This is a genomic window from Candidatus Methanosphaera massiliense, assembly GCF_028890305.1.
GTDB classification, from domain to species: domain Archaea; phylum Methanobacteriota; class Methanobacteria; order Methanobacteriales; family Methanobacteriaceae; genus Methanosphaera; species Methanosphaera massiliense.
This window is the reverse complement of record NZ_JARBXM010000001.1, coordinates 742,473-758,916: the sequence shown is the minus strand read 5'-3', so window position 1 is coordinate 758,916 and position 16,444 is coordinate 742,473. Positions and strand designations below refer to the sequence as shown.

General features: G+C 29.5%; 11 protein-coding genes. 9 read left to right on the top strand and 2 right to left on the bottom strand.

Annotation, left to right across the window (positions count from 1 at the left end):
• Positions 1–71: 71 nt before the first annotated feature.
• From OTK55_RS03640 to dmpI, 6 genes are all read left to right on the top strand, one after another.
• Complete coding sequence (locus OTK55_RS03640; protein ID WP_274870663.1) at positions 72–1,667, top strand: sodium:solute symporter family protein; 1,596 nt, start codon at positions 72–74, stop codon at positions 1,665–1,667.
• Positions 1,664–1,780, top strand: a complete 117-nt coding sequence (locus OTK55_RS08615; RefSeq protein ID WP_326520449.1) for a symporter small accessory protein — start codon at positions 1,664–1,666, stop codon at positions 1,778–1,780. The genes OTK55_RS03640 and OTK55_RS08615 overlap by 4 nt, the downstream gene beginning before the upstream one ends.
• Positions 1,781–2,010: 230 nt before the next feature.
• Positions 2,011–2,916 carry a Ppx/GppA phosphatase family protein gene (locus tag OTK55_RS03635; protein ID WP_274870662.1) on the top strand — a complete coding sequence of 302 codons (906 nt, stop codon included), beginning with the start codon at positions 2,011–2,013 and terminating at the stop codon, positions 2,914–2,916.
• On the top strand, positions 2,916–5,087 hold the full coding sequence (locus OTK55_RS03630) for an RNA degradosome polyphosphate kinase (protein ID WP_274870661.1): 2,172 nt from the start codon (positions 2,916–2,918) through the stop codon (positions 5,085–5,087). The genes OTK55_RS03635 and OTK55_RS03630 overlap by 1 nt, the downstream gene beginning before the upstream one ends.
• Positions 5,088–5,216: 129 nt before the next feature.
• Entirely contained in the window at positions 5,217–5,915 is a 699-nt protein-coding gene (gene pnuC, locus OTK55_RS03625; RefSeq protein ID WP_274870660.1) for a nicotinamide riboside transporter PnuC, read from the top strand.
• Between the two features lie 38 nt (positions 5,916–5,953).
• A complete protein-coding gene (gene dmpI / locus OTK55_RS03620) occupies positions 5,954–6,142 on the top strand; it encodes a 4-oxalocrotonate tautomerase DmpI (protein WP_274870659.1) in 189 nt (62 codons plus the stop codon).
• Positions 6,143–6,380: 238 nt separating this feature from the next.
• Here dmpI and OTK55_RS03615 read toward each other — a convergent pair whose 3' ends face one another.
• Both OTK55_RS03615 and OTK55_RS03610 read right to left on the bottom strand, forming a co-directional pair.
• The gene (locus OTK55_RS03615) at positions 6,381–6,560 is read right to left on the bottom strand and encodes a 4Fe-4S binding protein (RefSeq protein WP_274870657.1); all 180 of its coding nucleotides are present in this window, start codon (positions 6,558–6,560) and stop codon (positions 6,381–6,383) included.
• A 334-nt stretch (positions 6,561–6,894) separates the two neighbouring features.
• Entirely contained in the window at positions 6,895–12,576 is a 5,682-nt protein-coding gene (locus tag OTK55_RS03610; RefSeq protein WP_274870655.1) for a beta strand repeat-containing protein, read from the bottom strand.
• Positions 12,577–13,046: 470 nt separating this feature from the next.
• Between OTK55_RS03610 and OTK55_RS03605 the strand changes: the two genes are divergently transcribed.
• From OTK55_RS03605 to OTK55_RS03595, 3 genes are all read left to right on the top strand, one after another.
• Entirely contained in the window at positions 13,047–14,033 is a 987-nt protein-coding gene (locus OTK55_RS03605; protein ID WP_274870654.1) for a hypothetical protein, read from the top strand.
• 341 nt (positions 14,034–14,374) lie between these two features.
• Positions 14,375–15,328, top strand: coding sequence for an HPP family protein (locus tag OTK55_RS03600; RefSeq protein ID WP_274870653.1), 954 nt, complete (start codon positions 14,375–14,377; stop codon positions 15,326–15,328).
• A 263-nt stretch (positions 15,329–15,591) separates the two neighbouring features.
• Complete coding sequence (locus tag OTK55_RS03595; RefSeq protein WP_274870652.1) at positions 15,592–16,290, top strand: hypothetical protein; 699 nt, start codon at positions 15,592–15,594, stop codon at positions 16,288–16,290.
• Positions 16,291–16,444 lie beyond the last annotated feature (154 nt).

Here is a 16,444-nt window from a genome sequence, read left to right as displayed (position 1 = left end):
AATAAACTATTAAAAACATATAATATGTATATAATTATTTTAATATTGAATTAAACAAAAAAGGAGATATGATGAATTATTTATTAATACTACTTATATTTATATATGTAGCATTAATGCTTATAGTTGGATATGTTGCGTGGAAACGTACAAACAGCAAAGAAGATTATCTTGTTGCTGGAAGACAAACAAATTCATATATTATGGCTCTAAGTTATGGTGCTACATTTATCAGTACCTCTGCAATTGTTGGTTTTGGAGGATTAGCCGGAACAAACGGTCTTGGAATACTCTGGTTAGTATTTTTAAACATTGCAGTTGGAATATTCTTAGCATTTGCAGTATTTGGTAAAAAAACTCGTAAAATGGGTCAATATTTAAATGCATTGACTTTTCCCGAATTTTTATCTAAGAGATTTAACAGTAAATTTATACAATATTTTAGTGGACTTCTAATTTTCTGTGCCATGCCAATATATGCCGCTAGTGTACTTATTGGTGCAGCACGTTTTGCAGAAACAACAATTAACATTGACTTTAACATAGCCATCATTGTATTAGCAGTTCTAATAGGATTCTATGTTATTTATGGTGGTATAAAAGGTGTAATGTATACTGACGCATTACAAGGTTCTATTATGTTTATTGGAATGTTAATATTACTTATCAGTATATATTGGATGCTTGGAGGAGTTACACATGCTCATCAACTATTAACTAATATGGCACCTTTATTCCCTGAATCCTCAAAGATTACAGGAGCAACTGGTTGGACCACGTTCCCTGTGACGGGCAGTGTGTTCTGGTGGAATTTAGTAACATCTATCATTCTAGGTGTAGGTATCGGTGCAATAGCACAACCACAATTAGCTGTCAGATTCATGACTGTTGAAAGTAATAAAGAGTTAAACCGTGCTATTCTTGTTGGTGGTATATTTATATTTGTAGCAACATTTTCAGCATATGTTGTTGGAGCATTATCTAATGTATATTTCTATCAGACGTCAGGACAACTAGCTATACAGGCTGCTGGTGGAAATGTAGATAAAATTATTCCTACATTTATTAACAGTGCTATGCCTACATGGTTTACATATATATTCCTATTAACACTGCTTTCTGCAGCTATGAGTACTATTAGTACACAATTCCATGTTCAGGGAACATCCATTGCATATGATGTTTATGGTTCACTTAAAGAGCATAAACAAAAATATACATTAACTGTTACACGTTTAGGTATATTAATAGCAATCATTATTGCTGTTGTATTAGCATATATCCTACCATCAAACATTGTTGCTCAGGGAACTACTATATTCTTCGGAATATGTGCAGCCGCATTTTTACCAGTTTACATATGTGCTTTATTCTGGAAACGTACAACAAGAGAAGGCGCTATTGCAGGTCTTATTAGTGGAACAGCAATCAGTTTATTCTGTCTGATTTTCACTCATAAAAAAGAAGCTGCAGGGCTTGGTATTTGCAAACTATTAACTGGTCAAACAGTATTATTTACTAGTATGCCTTGGCCTTATGTTGATCCAATGGTTATTGCATTACCATTATCATTTATTATTACAATAGCTGTATCTTTATTAACTAAAAATAGTACTGAGGATAATAAAGCTATTGATCAAATGTTTGCTGAAGGTGATGCTAAATGATTGAAATATTAGGTCTTACTGATCCTATAATTATTTGTGCATATTTAAGTTGTATCCTGATAACAATTATATGTATAATATATGGTGCGGTAAACTGGAATAATGATAACTAAATAACATGTATCCTCTCCCTATTAACTTTTTTTAGATATGTCTTTTTTAGCATATTTTTATTATAATTGGTTGAATTACACATATTTTATTAAAATAAGAATGTTTATTCACATATAGTGATATTTACGCTGTTATAATTCCAATTATGGGAATAAACTAACTTAAAACAGATATGTATAAATAAATTTAACTAAATAAACATATAATGATAGAATAATAAGGTAAAATTATGTTATATGGAATTACAGATATTGGATCAAATACTATACGACTAAAAATATATCGATACGAAAACAATAAAGTACAGGAATTATTTTCAAAGAAAAAGACCGCTGGATTAATAGCATACCGTGAAAATGGTAAATTAAACGATGAAGGCATAGATATATTAATTTCTACCTTAAAAAAATTCAATAAATACATCAAAAATCTGAATGTGGATAAAAGTTGTTTCTTTGCAACCGCAAGTCTAAGAAATATTACTAATACTAAAGAAACACTAGATAAAGTAAAAAAAGAAACAGGAATCAAGATAAAAATACTATCCAGCCAACAAGAAGCAGAGTTAAGCTTTATATCAGTGAAAAATGATGAATTGGAAAATAAAGAAGGAGTATTGATTGATGTAGGTGGTGGAAGTTCTGAAATAACAATATTTGAAAAATGGAAACCAGTAGATGAAACCAGTTTACCTATTGGATCACTCTACTGCTATGAAGAATATGTTTCACAAATGCTTCCAACAAAAGAAGAACGTGCAAAAATTGAAGAACGTGTATTGGATGAATTAAAAAAATCAGGAATAAAACAATACAACAAAAAATGCCTATATGGAGTTGGAGGTACTGTTCGTACCATGAAAAAATTACTGGAACATATGGAAATAAAAACTAACAAAAACAAAGTAATGCCTATAGACTTACTAGACCAACTTCTTGATGAATTAAATGAAAACACCAAGGAATGCTATAATAAAATACTTAAAGTAAAACCTGACCGTATCCACACAATAGTACCAGGTATACTTATTGTAAAAACAATATCAAACTACTTCAATGTAGAACAAATACATGTAACACAAGACTCACTACGAGAGGGCGTACTATATTCATTAATAAAAAATGAGGAGATATAATGAAAAAAAGAGACTACTCATATACACAAAATAGGGAATTATCATGGTTAAAATTTGATGATCGGGTATTATTAGAAGCAGAAGATAACACAGTACCAGTACTAGAAAGAATAAACTTCATATCTATATTCAACAGTAACCTTGATGAATTTTATATGATTAGATGTGGTAGTTTATACGATGTAACTCTTATTAATAAGAAAGACATAGACAATAAAACTGGAATGACTGCTCAAGAACAATTAGATAAAATTTTCGAATCAACACATCCATTATATGAGAAAAGAGATAAAATATACCAAAAAATACAGCATGAACTACGAAAGCATAGAATAATCAGACATAACTTTGACGAACTAAATAGTGTAACAAGAAAATACATAACACAATACTTCTATGAAAATGTTGCACCACTATTATCCCCTCAAATCATTGACACACATCACCCATTCCCTCACATGGCAAACAAGAAGTTATACGTCTACTGTATCCTTGAATATGCAGATAAAAAGAATAAGAAAAAAGAATTAATGGGATTAATACCAATACCACAAACATTACCAAAATATGTTAAATTCCCTGGAAGCATGGAATTCATATTAATGGAAGATTTAATATATGCATTTACAGAAAACATATTCACTAACTATCTAGTCAAATATAAAACCGTGACAGCAGTAACAAGAAACGCAGATATAAACCTTCAAAGCACACCTATAGATGAAGATGAAGATTACAGACACTTCATGAAGAACATTCTTAAAAAAAGGAAAAGATTATCACCGATACGACTTGAATTCTACCATGATAACACACCAAAATACACTAAAAAACTTAGACATGAATTAGGTCTAAAGAAGGAACAAGTATTCGTTACACAAACACCTATAAACCTGGATTATATAGGTGACTTCATAAAAGAACTACCTGATGCATTACGTGAAGAATTAACATTCCCTAAATTTGAATCACAAAGAAGTGGTAGTATAGATCCTAATACATCCATATTCAAACAATTAGATGAAAAAGATATATTACTATTCTACCCTTATCAAACAATGCAACACTTCCTAGACTTCTTAAAAGAAGCTGCTAATGATCCAGAAGTATTATCCATAAAAATAACATTATACAGGGTTGCAAAAACATCATCCGTAATAAAATACCTGCTAGAAGCACTTGACAATGATAAAGATGTAACCGTGTTAATCGAATTAAGAGCAAGATTTGATGAGAAAAACAATATTCATTATGCAGAACTTCTAGAAGAAGCAGGATGTCAAATATTATATGGATTTGAAGACTACAAAGTACATTCAAAAATATGTACAGTAACAAGAAAACATGATGGAGTAATAAAACAGTACACACAAATAGGAACCGGAAACTATAATGAAAAAACAGCAAAATTATATGTTGACTACTGTTACTTAACTTCTAATGAGGCACTTGGTGATGATGCAACAGAATTCTTCAAAAATCTCTCATTATCTAACCCAAGAGGTCACTATAACAAATTTTTAGTAGCTCCATCAAGCTTAAGAACAGGCATAATATCACTAATAGACAGGGAAATTGCTAAAGCAAAAAATAATCAGCCAGCAGAGATCATAATGAAAATGAACTCATTTACTGATAGAAAAATTATTGATAAGATTGCTGAGGCTTCCCAGAGCGGTGTTAAAATAAAAATGATTATTAGAGGTATTTGCTGTATTATTCCGGGATTAAAAAATAAAACAGATAATATTGAAATTAGAGGTATTGTTGGAAGATATCTTGAACATTCAAGAATATATGCATTTGGTACTGGAGATGATAGATTACTATACATATCCAGTGCTGATATGATGACAAGAAATACTTCAAAACGTGTTGAAATTGCATGCCCTATTGAAGATAAAAGAATTAAAGAAAGAATTCTAGAAGATCTTGAAGTAATGTTACATGATGATATTAAAGGTCGTAGAATCAATAGTAACGGTGACTACGAGCATATTCAACAATCCAGACATACTAATGCACAAGAATTCTTCCAGGAAAGAGCAATTAAAGAAAGTGAAGAACTCGAGAGAAAAGAAGAACTTGAAAAAGAAGCAATTAATAAAAAAGAAGAACAGGAGAATAAACATAAAGGATTCTTTGATAAAATTAAAGAATTATTCTCTTAGACAAAACAAGATATGAATCTAATATAACATCACCACCTCCCTAATTATTTTTTCTAAATTATTATCTTTTTTTTACACATATTTTCCTTATAAATAATTTAATAAGAATAAAGGGATATAAATAGAAGCATGAATAGATTACATTCAATACTTAAAAATGAGGTTACAGGCTGGAATACATGGGAGATATCATGGCTATTATGTGCAACCCTTTTTATCATCATATTGTCTATTCAAACAAATAATGAAATTATAGGCATAATTGCTGCTGTTACAGGTGTAATATCAGTAATATGCTCTGGAAAAGGAAAATTATCCGGATTTATATTTGGTATTGTGAATGCAATTTTATATGCAGTAATTGCATATAATACCCGATATTATGGAGAAATGTCATTAAATATCTTATATTACATTCCAATACAGGTATATGGTTTGTATTCATGGAATAAGAATATGAATCCTGAGACTAATGAAGTTTATAAGAGACGTATGACCAATAAAGAAAGATGTATACTCTTATTAATACTGGTTGTTACTACTGTTTTCTTTGGATTGATATTAACTAGTTTACATGGAAATAATCCATTTATTGATGCACTTAGTAGTTTGTTATCCGTAGTTACCATGTATATTGCTGTTAAACGTTTCATGGAACAATGGATTTTATGGATTGTTGCAAATTCTGTAAAATTAATACTGTGGATAATACCATTAATGCAAGGAGCAGGTAATACTGCTATTATGTTAATGTCTCTTATATATCTAATTAACTCATTTATAATGTTTTTCAAATGGAGAAATGAAGTAAATAATAATATAAAATGACAAAATAATTAATTAAAATAATTTAGGAGAAGATATACATGCCAGCAATAACAATAGAAGGACCAAAAGCAACAAAAGAAGCAAAAAAAGAAATTATTGAAAAAGTATCAAAAGACGTAGCAGAAGCTTACGGACTTCCAGTTCAATCAATTGTTATAACAATACATGAATGTGAACAAGATAACGTTGGAGTAGGTGGAAAACAATTATCAGAGATAGAACATTAAATTAATTAGATAAAATTTTCCCTCTCCAGAAAAAAATGATAATTTCATTAACCCACCTATTTTTTTTATATTATTTATCCCTGTAAAGAATAACACTAATATAACAATTAATTAACGAAAACTATTTTTTAAAATCAGTAATTTTTATACAAATTAGAATTATTTTATAATTAGAATTAGATAATAAATATTTAACTATATAAATGAGGGGGGTTAAAAAAGAATTGAGGAAACAGATCTATGCTGTTTCTTCAATTGCTTGTGTTGGACATGCTTCAGCACATACACCGCAACCTACACATTTTTCTGCGTCAATTACGTATGGAGTACCTTCAGAGATAGCATCCACTGGGCATGCGTTTACACATAATCCGCATCCTACACAAGTATCATTAATTTTATATGGATTTCCTGCCATATTTATCACCTTATTATATTATACATTAGTCATCCTATTCAAGTTAAACTAACATGGTTATTTATATTGTAGACTAAATATATATTTTTCCTATTTTAGAAAAACTTAAAAAAAGAATTAACAACTTAAAAAACAGAGGACAACTGAATTATATAGAAAAAGAGATAGAGAAAAGAAAATCAATTCATTAATCTCCAATTGAAAAAATAGTTATGTTTTACAATTATAAATTAATTTATTAGAAAAATAGGGTTTATAGAAAAAATATTATAAAAAGGGTGAATGAAGTAATAATAAACTTCACAAATCCCTTTTTTACTTATTATAACAGTTCTTATTTATTTACTGTTTCATTACCACTATGTGCAGTATTATCTTTAACAGTATTGTTTTCAAATATTGTTGTTTTATGTTTAATGTCAAAGATTGCTGATCCAGTTGTTGCTGTGTTACCGGTTATATTGTTTCCAGTGATTGTGGTGTTTGTTGCACGAGTATAAATTGCTCCACCATAGCTTGCAATATTACCTGTTAAGTTATTATCAGTTATTCTTGTATTAACTGCATTATAATTGTTGATTGCTCCACCATAGCTTTTTGCAATGTTACTATCAATTATGTTTCTGCTTATTGTGTTGTTGGTTCCTATGTTGAATATTGCTGCTCCACTAGCTGCTACACGGTTATTGTATATACTGTTAGAGTCTACAGTTATATTTGAACCTCTTAAGTATATTGTTCCGTATTGAGCTTGGTTGTCATGTATACTGTTACTTTCTATTGTTGTATTTCCTGCATTCCAGTTGTTAATTGCTCCTCCAATTGTTTTTGCAGTGTTGTATGCAATTGTGTTTGATCTGATGATTATATCTGTACCAAGGTTGTTTATTGCTGCTCCACTTCTTGCTTTGTTAGCTGTGAAGTCATTGTTTGTTATGTTATTGTTTTGTCCTATTACAAATACTGCTCCACCGCTTACTAGTGCAGTGTTACCTGTCATAGTGTTATTATCTAGTGTTAGTGTTGTTCCACGGTAGTATATTGCTCCACCATAGTTTGCCTGGTTGCCATTGAACTGGTTGTCTGTTATTACTGTACCAGTAGCATCCCAGTTACTGATTGCTCCTCCTAGGGTTTTTGCAGTGTTATCTGTGAAAATGTTGTTTGTTATTTTAGTGTTTGCTCCGAGGTTGTATATTGCACCTGATGAAAGTGTTACATTGTTTTTGGTGAATGTATTGTTTGTTATTTCTGTGTTGTTTCCTCTGTTGTATATTGCTCCACCATATTTTGCTGTGTTGTTTGTGAATACGTTGTTTATTATTGTTGCGTTATTTGTATTATAGTTGTTGATTGCTCCACCATTTGTTCCTTTGTTGTTTATGAAAGTGTTTCCACTTATTATTGTATTATTTGCTCTGTTTAGGATGGTTGTATTTGTAAATCTGGTGAAGGTAATGTTTTCTATTGATACTGCTCCATTTTCTATGTTGAAACAATTTGTAGCATTATTATTTCCATCTAATACTGCGCTGTCACTCATTACTTTTATGGTTAAATTTTTATTAAATTTAACTGTGTTATTTATCACGTAATTTCCATTTAATATGTATATTAATGAATTATTGTATGAACTGTTCTGTATTGTGTTAAATGCGTATGTGTAAGTCCATGGTGTTTGTGGTGTTCTACCATTATTACTGCTTGAACCATTAACTGCTACATAGTATACTGGTCCGTAATATGTACCATTAGTGTAGTAGGTTATACCTGATGGTTCATAGTTTACATCACCATTATAATTTACAGATATAATATTATTTCCAGCTTTTAATACGTTTACTGGTATAGTAGCACTAGCTGTGCCATTTACAATATCAGATGAGTAAGTGTTACCATTTACTATGATATTTACTACACCGCTTGTTACACTGTTACCATTAGCATCGGTTACTACAGTGTTTAACACTACAGCATCAGTTACTGCTCCATTATCAGGGTTTACTGTTACTGTTGTTTCTACTGGTTTAATATTGATTAATGTTGCTGCTTGTGAATTAAGACTTTCAGCATCACCTGCATAGTTTACTACTAGTATGTGTGCTCCAGCATTATTTAATGCGTAATCAATACTTGCAGTGTTATTAGCTACTGTTGTGTCTCCTATTACTGTTCCATCAACTGTGAATGTTACAGTACTACCATCAGTTATGTTTGCAGTAGTAGCTGTGATTGTTACAATATCTCCTACTTTACCATTTACAGGATTTATTGTTACTGTTGTTTCTACTGGTTTAATATTGATTAATGTTGCTGCTTGTGAATTAAGACTTTCAGCATCACCTGCATAGTTTACTACTAGTATGTGTGCTCCAGCATTATTTAATGCGTAATCAATACTTGCAGTGTTATTAGCTACTGTTGTGTCTCCTATTACTGTTCCATCAACTGTGAATGTTACAGTACTACCATCAGTTATGTTTGCAGTAGTAGCTGTGATTGTTACAATATCTCCTACTTTACCATTTACAGGATTTATTGTTACTGTTGTTTCTACTGGTTTAATATTGATTAATGTTGCTGCTTGTGAATTAAGACTTTCAGCATCACCTGCATAGTTTACTACTAGTATGTGTGCTCCAGCATTATTTAATGCGTAATCAATACTTGCAGTGTTATTAGCTACTGTTGCATTTCCTATTACTGTTCCATCAACTGTGAATGTTACAGTACTACCATCAGTTATGTTTGCAGTAGTAGCTGTGATTGTTACAATATCTCCTACTTTACCATTTACAGGATTTATTGTTACTGTTGTTTCTACTGGTTTAATATTGATTAATGTTGCTGCTTGTGAATTAAGACTTTCAGCATCACCTGCATAGTTTACTACTAGTATGTGTGCTCCAGCATTATTTAATGCGTAATCAATACTTGCAGTGTTATTAGCTACTGTTGCATTTCCTATTACTGTTCCATCAACTGTGAATGTTACAGTACTACCATCAGTTATGTTTGCAGTAGTAGCTGTGATTGTTACAGTATCTCCTACTTTACCATTTACAGGTGTTGTGGTTATTGTTGTATTTGTTTTTAGTACACCATTATTTTTAACAGTGTCCTCTGAGGTAGCATTTACACTAGCATCTCCACCAGTGCCATCTGCTTTTAATAGGTTATATTCAATATCATTACCATTACTACCTGATATTGTGGTTATACTTCTTGTGTTATTGGTTGTTTTAACTGTGTTATTTGTTACTGTGGTATTTGCTTGTCCTTCTAGGATTATTCCTGGACCTGTTATTGTTTTAATATTATTATTAGTTATAGTGTTATTAGTTCCAAAGTAATTGTAGATTCCTACGGTTCTTCCTTTAAGATAATCAGCAGTACCTATAACACCAGGATATTCACCAGCAACTGATATGTTATTATTAGTTATATTACAGTATGCTCCTATAACACCAACAGCCATAGGTGTGTAACCACTTATGTTTATGGTATTATTAGATATGGTTGTGTTATCTCCACCAAACTGTTCAATAGCATAGGTATTGTATCCTGTAGCTATTATTGTGTTATTAGATATTGTGTTGTTAGTAATATTACCTTTTCCAGGAGTATATGCTCCTCCGCTATACAGGAAATCAGTGATTGTGATTCCATAAATTACATCTTCTGCATTTGTTATAGGATTACTAGAATCCATTCCACAGGTTAAGTTAATATAGTTATTGGAAATTGTGTTATTTTGGAAACCAATGCCTTCCATCATTATTCCAGAACAATAATCATCAGAGACTGCTGTGATGTTATTGTTACAAATTGTATTATTAGAACTTCTTACATTAATGTGATATAAATAATTTTCTGCTATGCCTGAAATATTATTGTTAATAATTGTATTATTTGATCCAGTTACTAAACATGAATATATTGTATTGTATGAAGCATTTAGAGTATCAGTTCCATTAACGAATATGTTATTATTTCTAAGGATATTGTTATTACCATTTATTTTAACAGCAATGGACATTGGATGATTTGTGGTATCCCAGTTGATATAATTTGATGGTAAAGTAGCATTAAATGTACAATCTTCTATAATTGTATTTTTTTCTAATGATACACAATTTAACTCATCCATCAGATTTTCACTATCATATACTTGATGAATTGTTATGTTATGGAATAGATTTGTTTTTGAATCATCTGCATCACTATATAGAGCATAAGGATAATAATCATAAATTGAAGTATCAGTTATATCAATTGTAAAATTAATAAAAGTTACATTACATATTGCAATTGCACTTAAGAACTTATTTTTTAATACTAAATTATCTTTACCAACAAATGTCATTTTATAATTTGCGAAATCACTAGCTGCTGTTCCACATTGAATACCTGGTATACTATCAGGAAGTGACTCAACAATAAATAATGTATTACCACGTACCTTAGGAGTTCTTATTGTACCTGTTGATCTAATATATGTATTATAATTATCATCATTAATTACATAGACATTTTGGTATTCACTCTCATTAAAATCAATAGGCGTACTTTTAAGAGATGAAAATTTAACCTTTCTTAAATTATTAACATTACTAGAGATAGTTTTGTTATTTTTTTCATTTATAGTATTATTAGTTGAAGTAATATTAGTTACTCCAGGTTTAACATATAAATAACTTATATAATTATTTTTTAACACGCAATTAGACCCAACGATATTCATTGTATCGCTTACATATACATTATCAACTACATTCTTACCATAAAGATAAATAATACTTACATTATCTTTAGTTGCATTAGATCCTGATTGTAGTTTTACTGTTCCACTGAATGTATTATTTTCTAATGTACTGTTTTCACCACTATTTACTGTTCCACTGCATGTGTTGTTTGTTATGGTACTGTTTAGTGATGCTGTGAATGATGAACCATTGTTTAATATGTTGTTTTTGTATGTGTTTCCAACATATCTTTGATAGTTATCACCAATGCTCCAGTTAATTGAGCTGGTACTCATCCATTGTGTGGTTATACCTTGACCTGCATAATTAATAATATTATTTTCAACAAAGTTATCTCCACCACTTAATGTGATACCGTAGCATATTATTGAGCTTGTTGATGGTCCATTAATAGTGTTGTTAACTATTCTATTTCCTCTGTTTAATGTAACATTAGTATAATCTTTGCCTGCTACATTATATGTTGTGAGGTATATTAAGTTTCCAACAGTATTTTTTCCTGTTATCACATTGTTTTGTAATGTACAGTTATTTGCCCATGCAAGAACTATACAACTACTACCACTATTATTATTAACTGTGATGTTACTGTTTTTTACTGTTACAAAGCTGGAATTGTCTCTTATGGAAACTACTCCAACTCCTGATCCAATTCTCTGGTTTTCTACTGTAACGTTCACATTGTCAAATGTTACTTTGGTAGCATTTTTAACAAATATCTGTGTATTGTAGAAGTTAATATTGGATATGTTAGTGTAAGATCCTGTGTTAGTAACTGTGAATGAATTACCAGTTTCGTTACCGAAATAACTTCCTGATGTAGTGTTTAAATATATTTTACCAGTACTACCACTAGCTGAGGTTATTGTTACTGCTTTATCAATAACAACTGGTTGATTAGCTTGTATAGTACCATTAACATAGATAGTATCTCCATCATTAACATTATTTAATCCACTGTTTTTAAAGTAAGTGTTATAGTTACTGTTATTTACAGTGATATCTTTTGTTTTTTTAAGATTTTTAGTATTACTACGTACTTTCTTATCTTCTTTAATAGTTGCTTTATTATCGGTTGTTTGTATTTGGCTTGCTGTGTGTTCTATTGTGTCCTGTGTTGTTGTCTGTACGTGATTAGTTGTTGTTACTGTTTGTGTATCATTAGTGTCTGCTGCGGATAGTGCTGTTAGTCCTGTTAGTAGAATGATAAGTGTTACTGTGAATAATACTAGTTTAGTATTATGTTTCATCGAAACATTTTCCTCCCTTTGAATTATTAGTTATAAATTTGCTATTCATTAAACGTTCTAGAATTAAAAATGGGTGTAATTCTAAGTAATTAATGAAATATTAAGTTGATAATTAATTGAATTAATTCTAATATTCTTATTAAAATTCAATTTAAACTTAATCAATTATATATAACAAAACAATAATATAAATAAGTTACTATAAAAAAGATCAACCAAATTAAGTAAATAATCCCTGGTTAATAATAAAAAACAATAAAAGACATTATTTTTTCAGAGAATTGTAATTAATATTATAAATCAGGTTAAGATAGAATATAACACTAAATAAATACTAAAAAAATATAATAGTTCAAAGAAAGATTATATTAAAAAAGAATAGTATGAAACATGAACGGCTGTATTTATATTAATGTATAATGTCAAACATATCATAGTATAATAAAGTAGATGGGAAGTGTTTTATTAGTATGGATTCTATAGACAGAGAAAATATATTTCTAGAGGAGGAAAACCTCTTTAAACTAACCTATGAGATTGATTATACCACGTTATCAAAGGGTCAGCAGAAGGAACTTAAAGAACAGTTAAACCCTACACTATATCATCCATATGTATATGATGTAGACCTGGAAGAGGAAGTTATTAACCATTACCATGTCGGACAATTACTATACCAGCCGACTAACCTGTACACTACATCAAGAATAACAAAACCCGGAAAAAATGTAAGATATCTGATCTATTCCAAGGAATTTCAGGAATTACCCGGCAAACAACTACAGTTACATTACAGAAATAAACAAGTAGCAGTTTCAGGTATCCTTAACTGCTTTAAAGTTATAGATATCACAGTAAAAGATAATATAACACAGATTACATTACTACATTATAATAGTTTTGAAGAATTAGCAATACAGCATCACAAGACAAGTATTGAAGAAAAAATATCAAAAAGAGCACCAGCAATACTTGAAGAAGAATATCCTGAGGATGATATAGATTTAAAAAAATTAAACTATAAACTTGATGCAGGTATTGGCCTAACCTCATACAAGGATAGAGTAAAACCATTCAATAAGGATCATATCATATTTCTATTAGAGGTATTATCAGAAATACATAACCATTACCCATTAGAAAAAGTAGTTGAATTTACAGAGATGTACGATATTATTGACTTAATAAATAACTACCAGCAATCACTTGATAATATGAAGAAGATGAAAGTCAGCCAAGACACATCATATGAAGAAGAACAACAGAAAATCACTGACAACTATAAAAATAAAATCATAAATAGTATGAAAATCTCTGAAAACTTAAAAGAAAACACATTGGGACAACTATCAGAGAACCATGAAAATCTAAGTAACTCTGAAAAAATAGATGAGGTTAGTGAAGTTCTAAACATACCACAGGAAAAACTAGAAAAACTACTAAAAATAAATAAGTAGTCCCTTTAATATCTAGTAAACTTAAACACTCCTACCAATTTACATTTTTATAGTAATGAAGACTTATACAACGATTGATTAAATTTTTTAATATATTTAATGTTTTTTCCACTTAAACTTAAACAACAAACCCTAATTTCACCTAATATACCCTTATTATTTTCTATTTTTAATGTTTTCTATAATTATACTGGCTAAATATAAATTATTAATTGATAGTTCTACATTATTCTTTTCAATATCCTCATCCATAGTTTATAATAATTATAACGTACAAAGTATATATTAAAAAAGAGAATTTACTTGTTCTCAAGGATTCTGGGAAAAAAGGGTTTAATATAATGAATATGCTCAATAATAAACAGTTCATGATATCATTTTGCATGACACTAGTAGTAGTATGTGTAATGTTTGCTTCCTCTGAAATAATACATAACACAGAAGTCATATTTCCAGAAATCTCTGCATTATGTATTGGTTACCTATTATATCATAAACATGCATGGACTGTTAATCATAAAAGAATGCTAACATGCATATCCACATGTGCTATTCTAGGAGTTATCATAGTAGAATATGTTCCACTACTCTTATGGCAACAACTCTGCCTAGCATTTGTTATTGGTCAATTACTATTAGCATACTCCGGAACAGATCTTGCACCCATGGTATCAGCTATCGTATTACCAGTACTTCTACAATCAAGAGGATATATTTATCCCCTGTCAACAATCATCCTAACAATACTAGTTATACTATTTAATGAAATAGAAGTTAAAAAACAATTAAGAACAAAAGAAGTATTCAAAGCATTAAACAAGCCAAATAAAAAGGAATACCTTCTTATAACACTACGTGTGATGATAGTTGTAGTAGTAACATACATGGCATGTGCAGTTGACTTAAAATTCATAATTGCACCACCACTTATTGTAGCATTCATCGAATTTAGTAAAAAAAGTGGTAAATTACGAGAAAAACCATTGAAACCAATCATACTACTAACAATAAGTGCAATCATAGGATGCCTGTGTAGATATATATTCACAATAACTTACAATATACCTATAACAGTTACAAGTATAGTAGCAATAACTATTACAATACTTCTAATATATAGGACAGAAACATATCTTCCACCAATAGGAGCTATATGTCTATTAGCATTAATTGTACCAGAAGATATTCTAACACTATTTCCACTAGAAATAGTTATAGGAACAACAATATTCATGACATTCACAAAAATAATATACAGAACTGAAACATTCAAAGAATACTATCATCAGAAATAATCATTCACACCGTTGGTGTTAGTAAATTTATTCTAATTTATGATACATTTACACTACATTGTATTATACTTGTTTCATGTCAAGCCCCTTGTAACATTATATTATTGAATAGCTTCAATTCTACCTCCTCCTTTTGTTTGTTTTTTTATTAACTAGTTTTAGTTTAAATATATAAATAATAATAAAGATAAATTTAACTATAATAACATTTTTTAAACTAGAACACGAGAATAAAATTAACTTAAAAAGGGGAGAGAAAAATAATGGATCCTGAAATATTAAACCTGCAAAATTATGCTTTAGAATTTATTATAATTGCTTACTTTATTACGTATTGCTGTTATATAGCATTCTTAAGAATACCATTTCGTCCTCTAAAATATGTAGATAATAAAGCTAAACACGAAGGAATAGATATCTTCTATAGAATTACTGGTAAAAAAATTTTATTAAATGGACGTCCACGTGCAGAAGTAATGAGCTTAATAACAATATTAGTCATGATATACCTATTAATTATTAATCCAGAAGTATTTAGTAAAACATTTATAGTACTTGGATATACCAGCATAATGCTAATTCTAAGATCATCATCATTAAATAAGAAAATAGTAGAAAACAACACACCACAATTAAATAATTATGATTATTACGTTGCAATCACTGATAATAATCTAATACTTATAATTCCATTAGTAATATTCTACTATTTACATTACTCCTATCCATATCAATATACTTTAAACTATACTATGATATTTAACTCATCATTAACTTTAATAAATCTTATCTTATTAGTGATAGTGACAATAGTTTTATTTCCCAAGTCAACAGGTAACATGATATACAAAATTACAGGCCTTGATCTTAGAAAACTAAAAGATTATGAAAAAATAGTTATCTATTACTCATTGATTTACTTAACAATATTCGTAATGTTTATGAAAAAATGGTACTGGTAGTTAAAAAATCAAAAATAAGGTAAAGGTTAATATTTCAATAGTATATCCGTTATTTTCTTTTCTCGGGTTATTTATTATTTATTAAAATTATAATTTCTCTTATATATCCTAATGTTATTGATGAAATTAAACAATACGCCTAAAATCAATATTA

Excerpts from the sequence above, each read along its gene's own strand:
- OTK55_RS03640 (WP_274870663.1), top strand. The coding sequence starts at position 72 with ATGAATTATTTATTAATACTACTTATATTTATATATGTAGCATTAATG.
- OTK55_RS08615 (WP_326520449.1), top strand. The coding sequence starts at position 1,664 with ATGATTGAAATATTAGGTCTTACTGATCCTATAATTATTTGTGCATAT.
- OTK55_RS03635 (WP_274870662.1), top strand. The coding sequence starts at position 2,011 with ATGTTATATGGAATTACAGATATTGGATCAAATACTATACGACTAAAA.
- OTK55_RS03630 (WP_274870661.1), top strand. The coding sequence starts at position 2,916 with ATGAAAAAAAGAGACTACTCATATACACAAAATAGGGAATTATCATGG.
- pnuC (WP_274870660.1), top strand. The coding sequence starts at position 5,217 with ATGAATAGATTACATTCAATACTTAAAAATGAGGTTACAGGCTGGAAT.
- dmpI (WP_274870659.1), top strand. The coding sequence starts at position 5,954 with ATGCCAGCAATAACAATAGAAGGACCAAAAGCAACAAAAGAAGCAAAA.
- OTK55_RS03615 (WP_274870657.1), bottom strand. The coding sequence starts at position 6,560 with ATGGCAGGAAATCCATATAAAATTAATGATACTTGTGTAGGATGCGGA.
- OTK55_RS03610 (WP_274870655.1), bottom strand. The coding sequence starts at position 12,576 with ATGAAACATAATACTAAACTAGTATTATTCACAGTAACACTTATCATT.
- OTK55_RS03605 (WP_274870654.1), top strand. The coding sequence starts at position 13,047 with ATGGATTCTATAGACAGAGAAAATATATTTCTAGAGGAGGAAAACCTC.
- OTK55_RS03600 (WP_274870653.1), top strand. The coding sequence starts at position 14,375 with ATGAATATGCTCAATAATAAACAGTTCATGATATCATTTTGCATGACA.
- OTK55_RS03595 (WP_274870652.1), top strand. The coding sequence starts at position 15,592 with ATGGATCCTGAAATATTAAACCTGCAAAATTATGCTTTAGAATTTATT.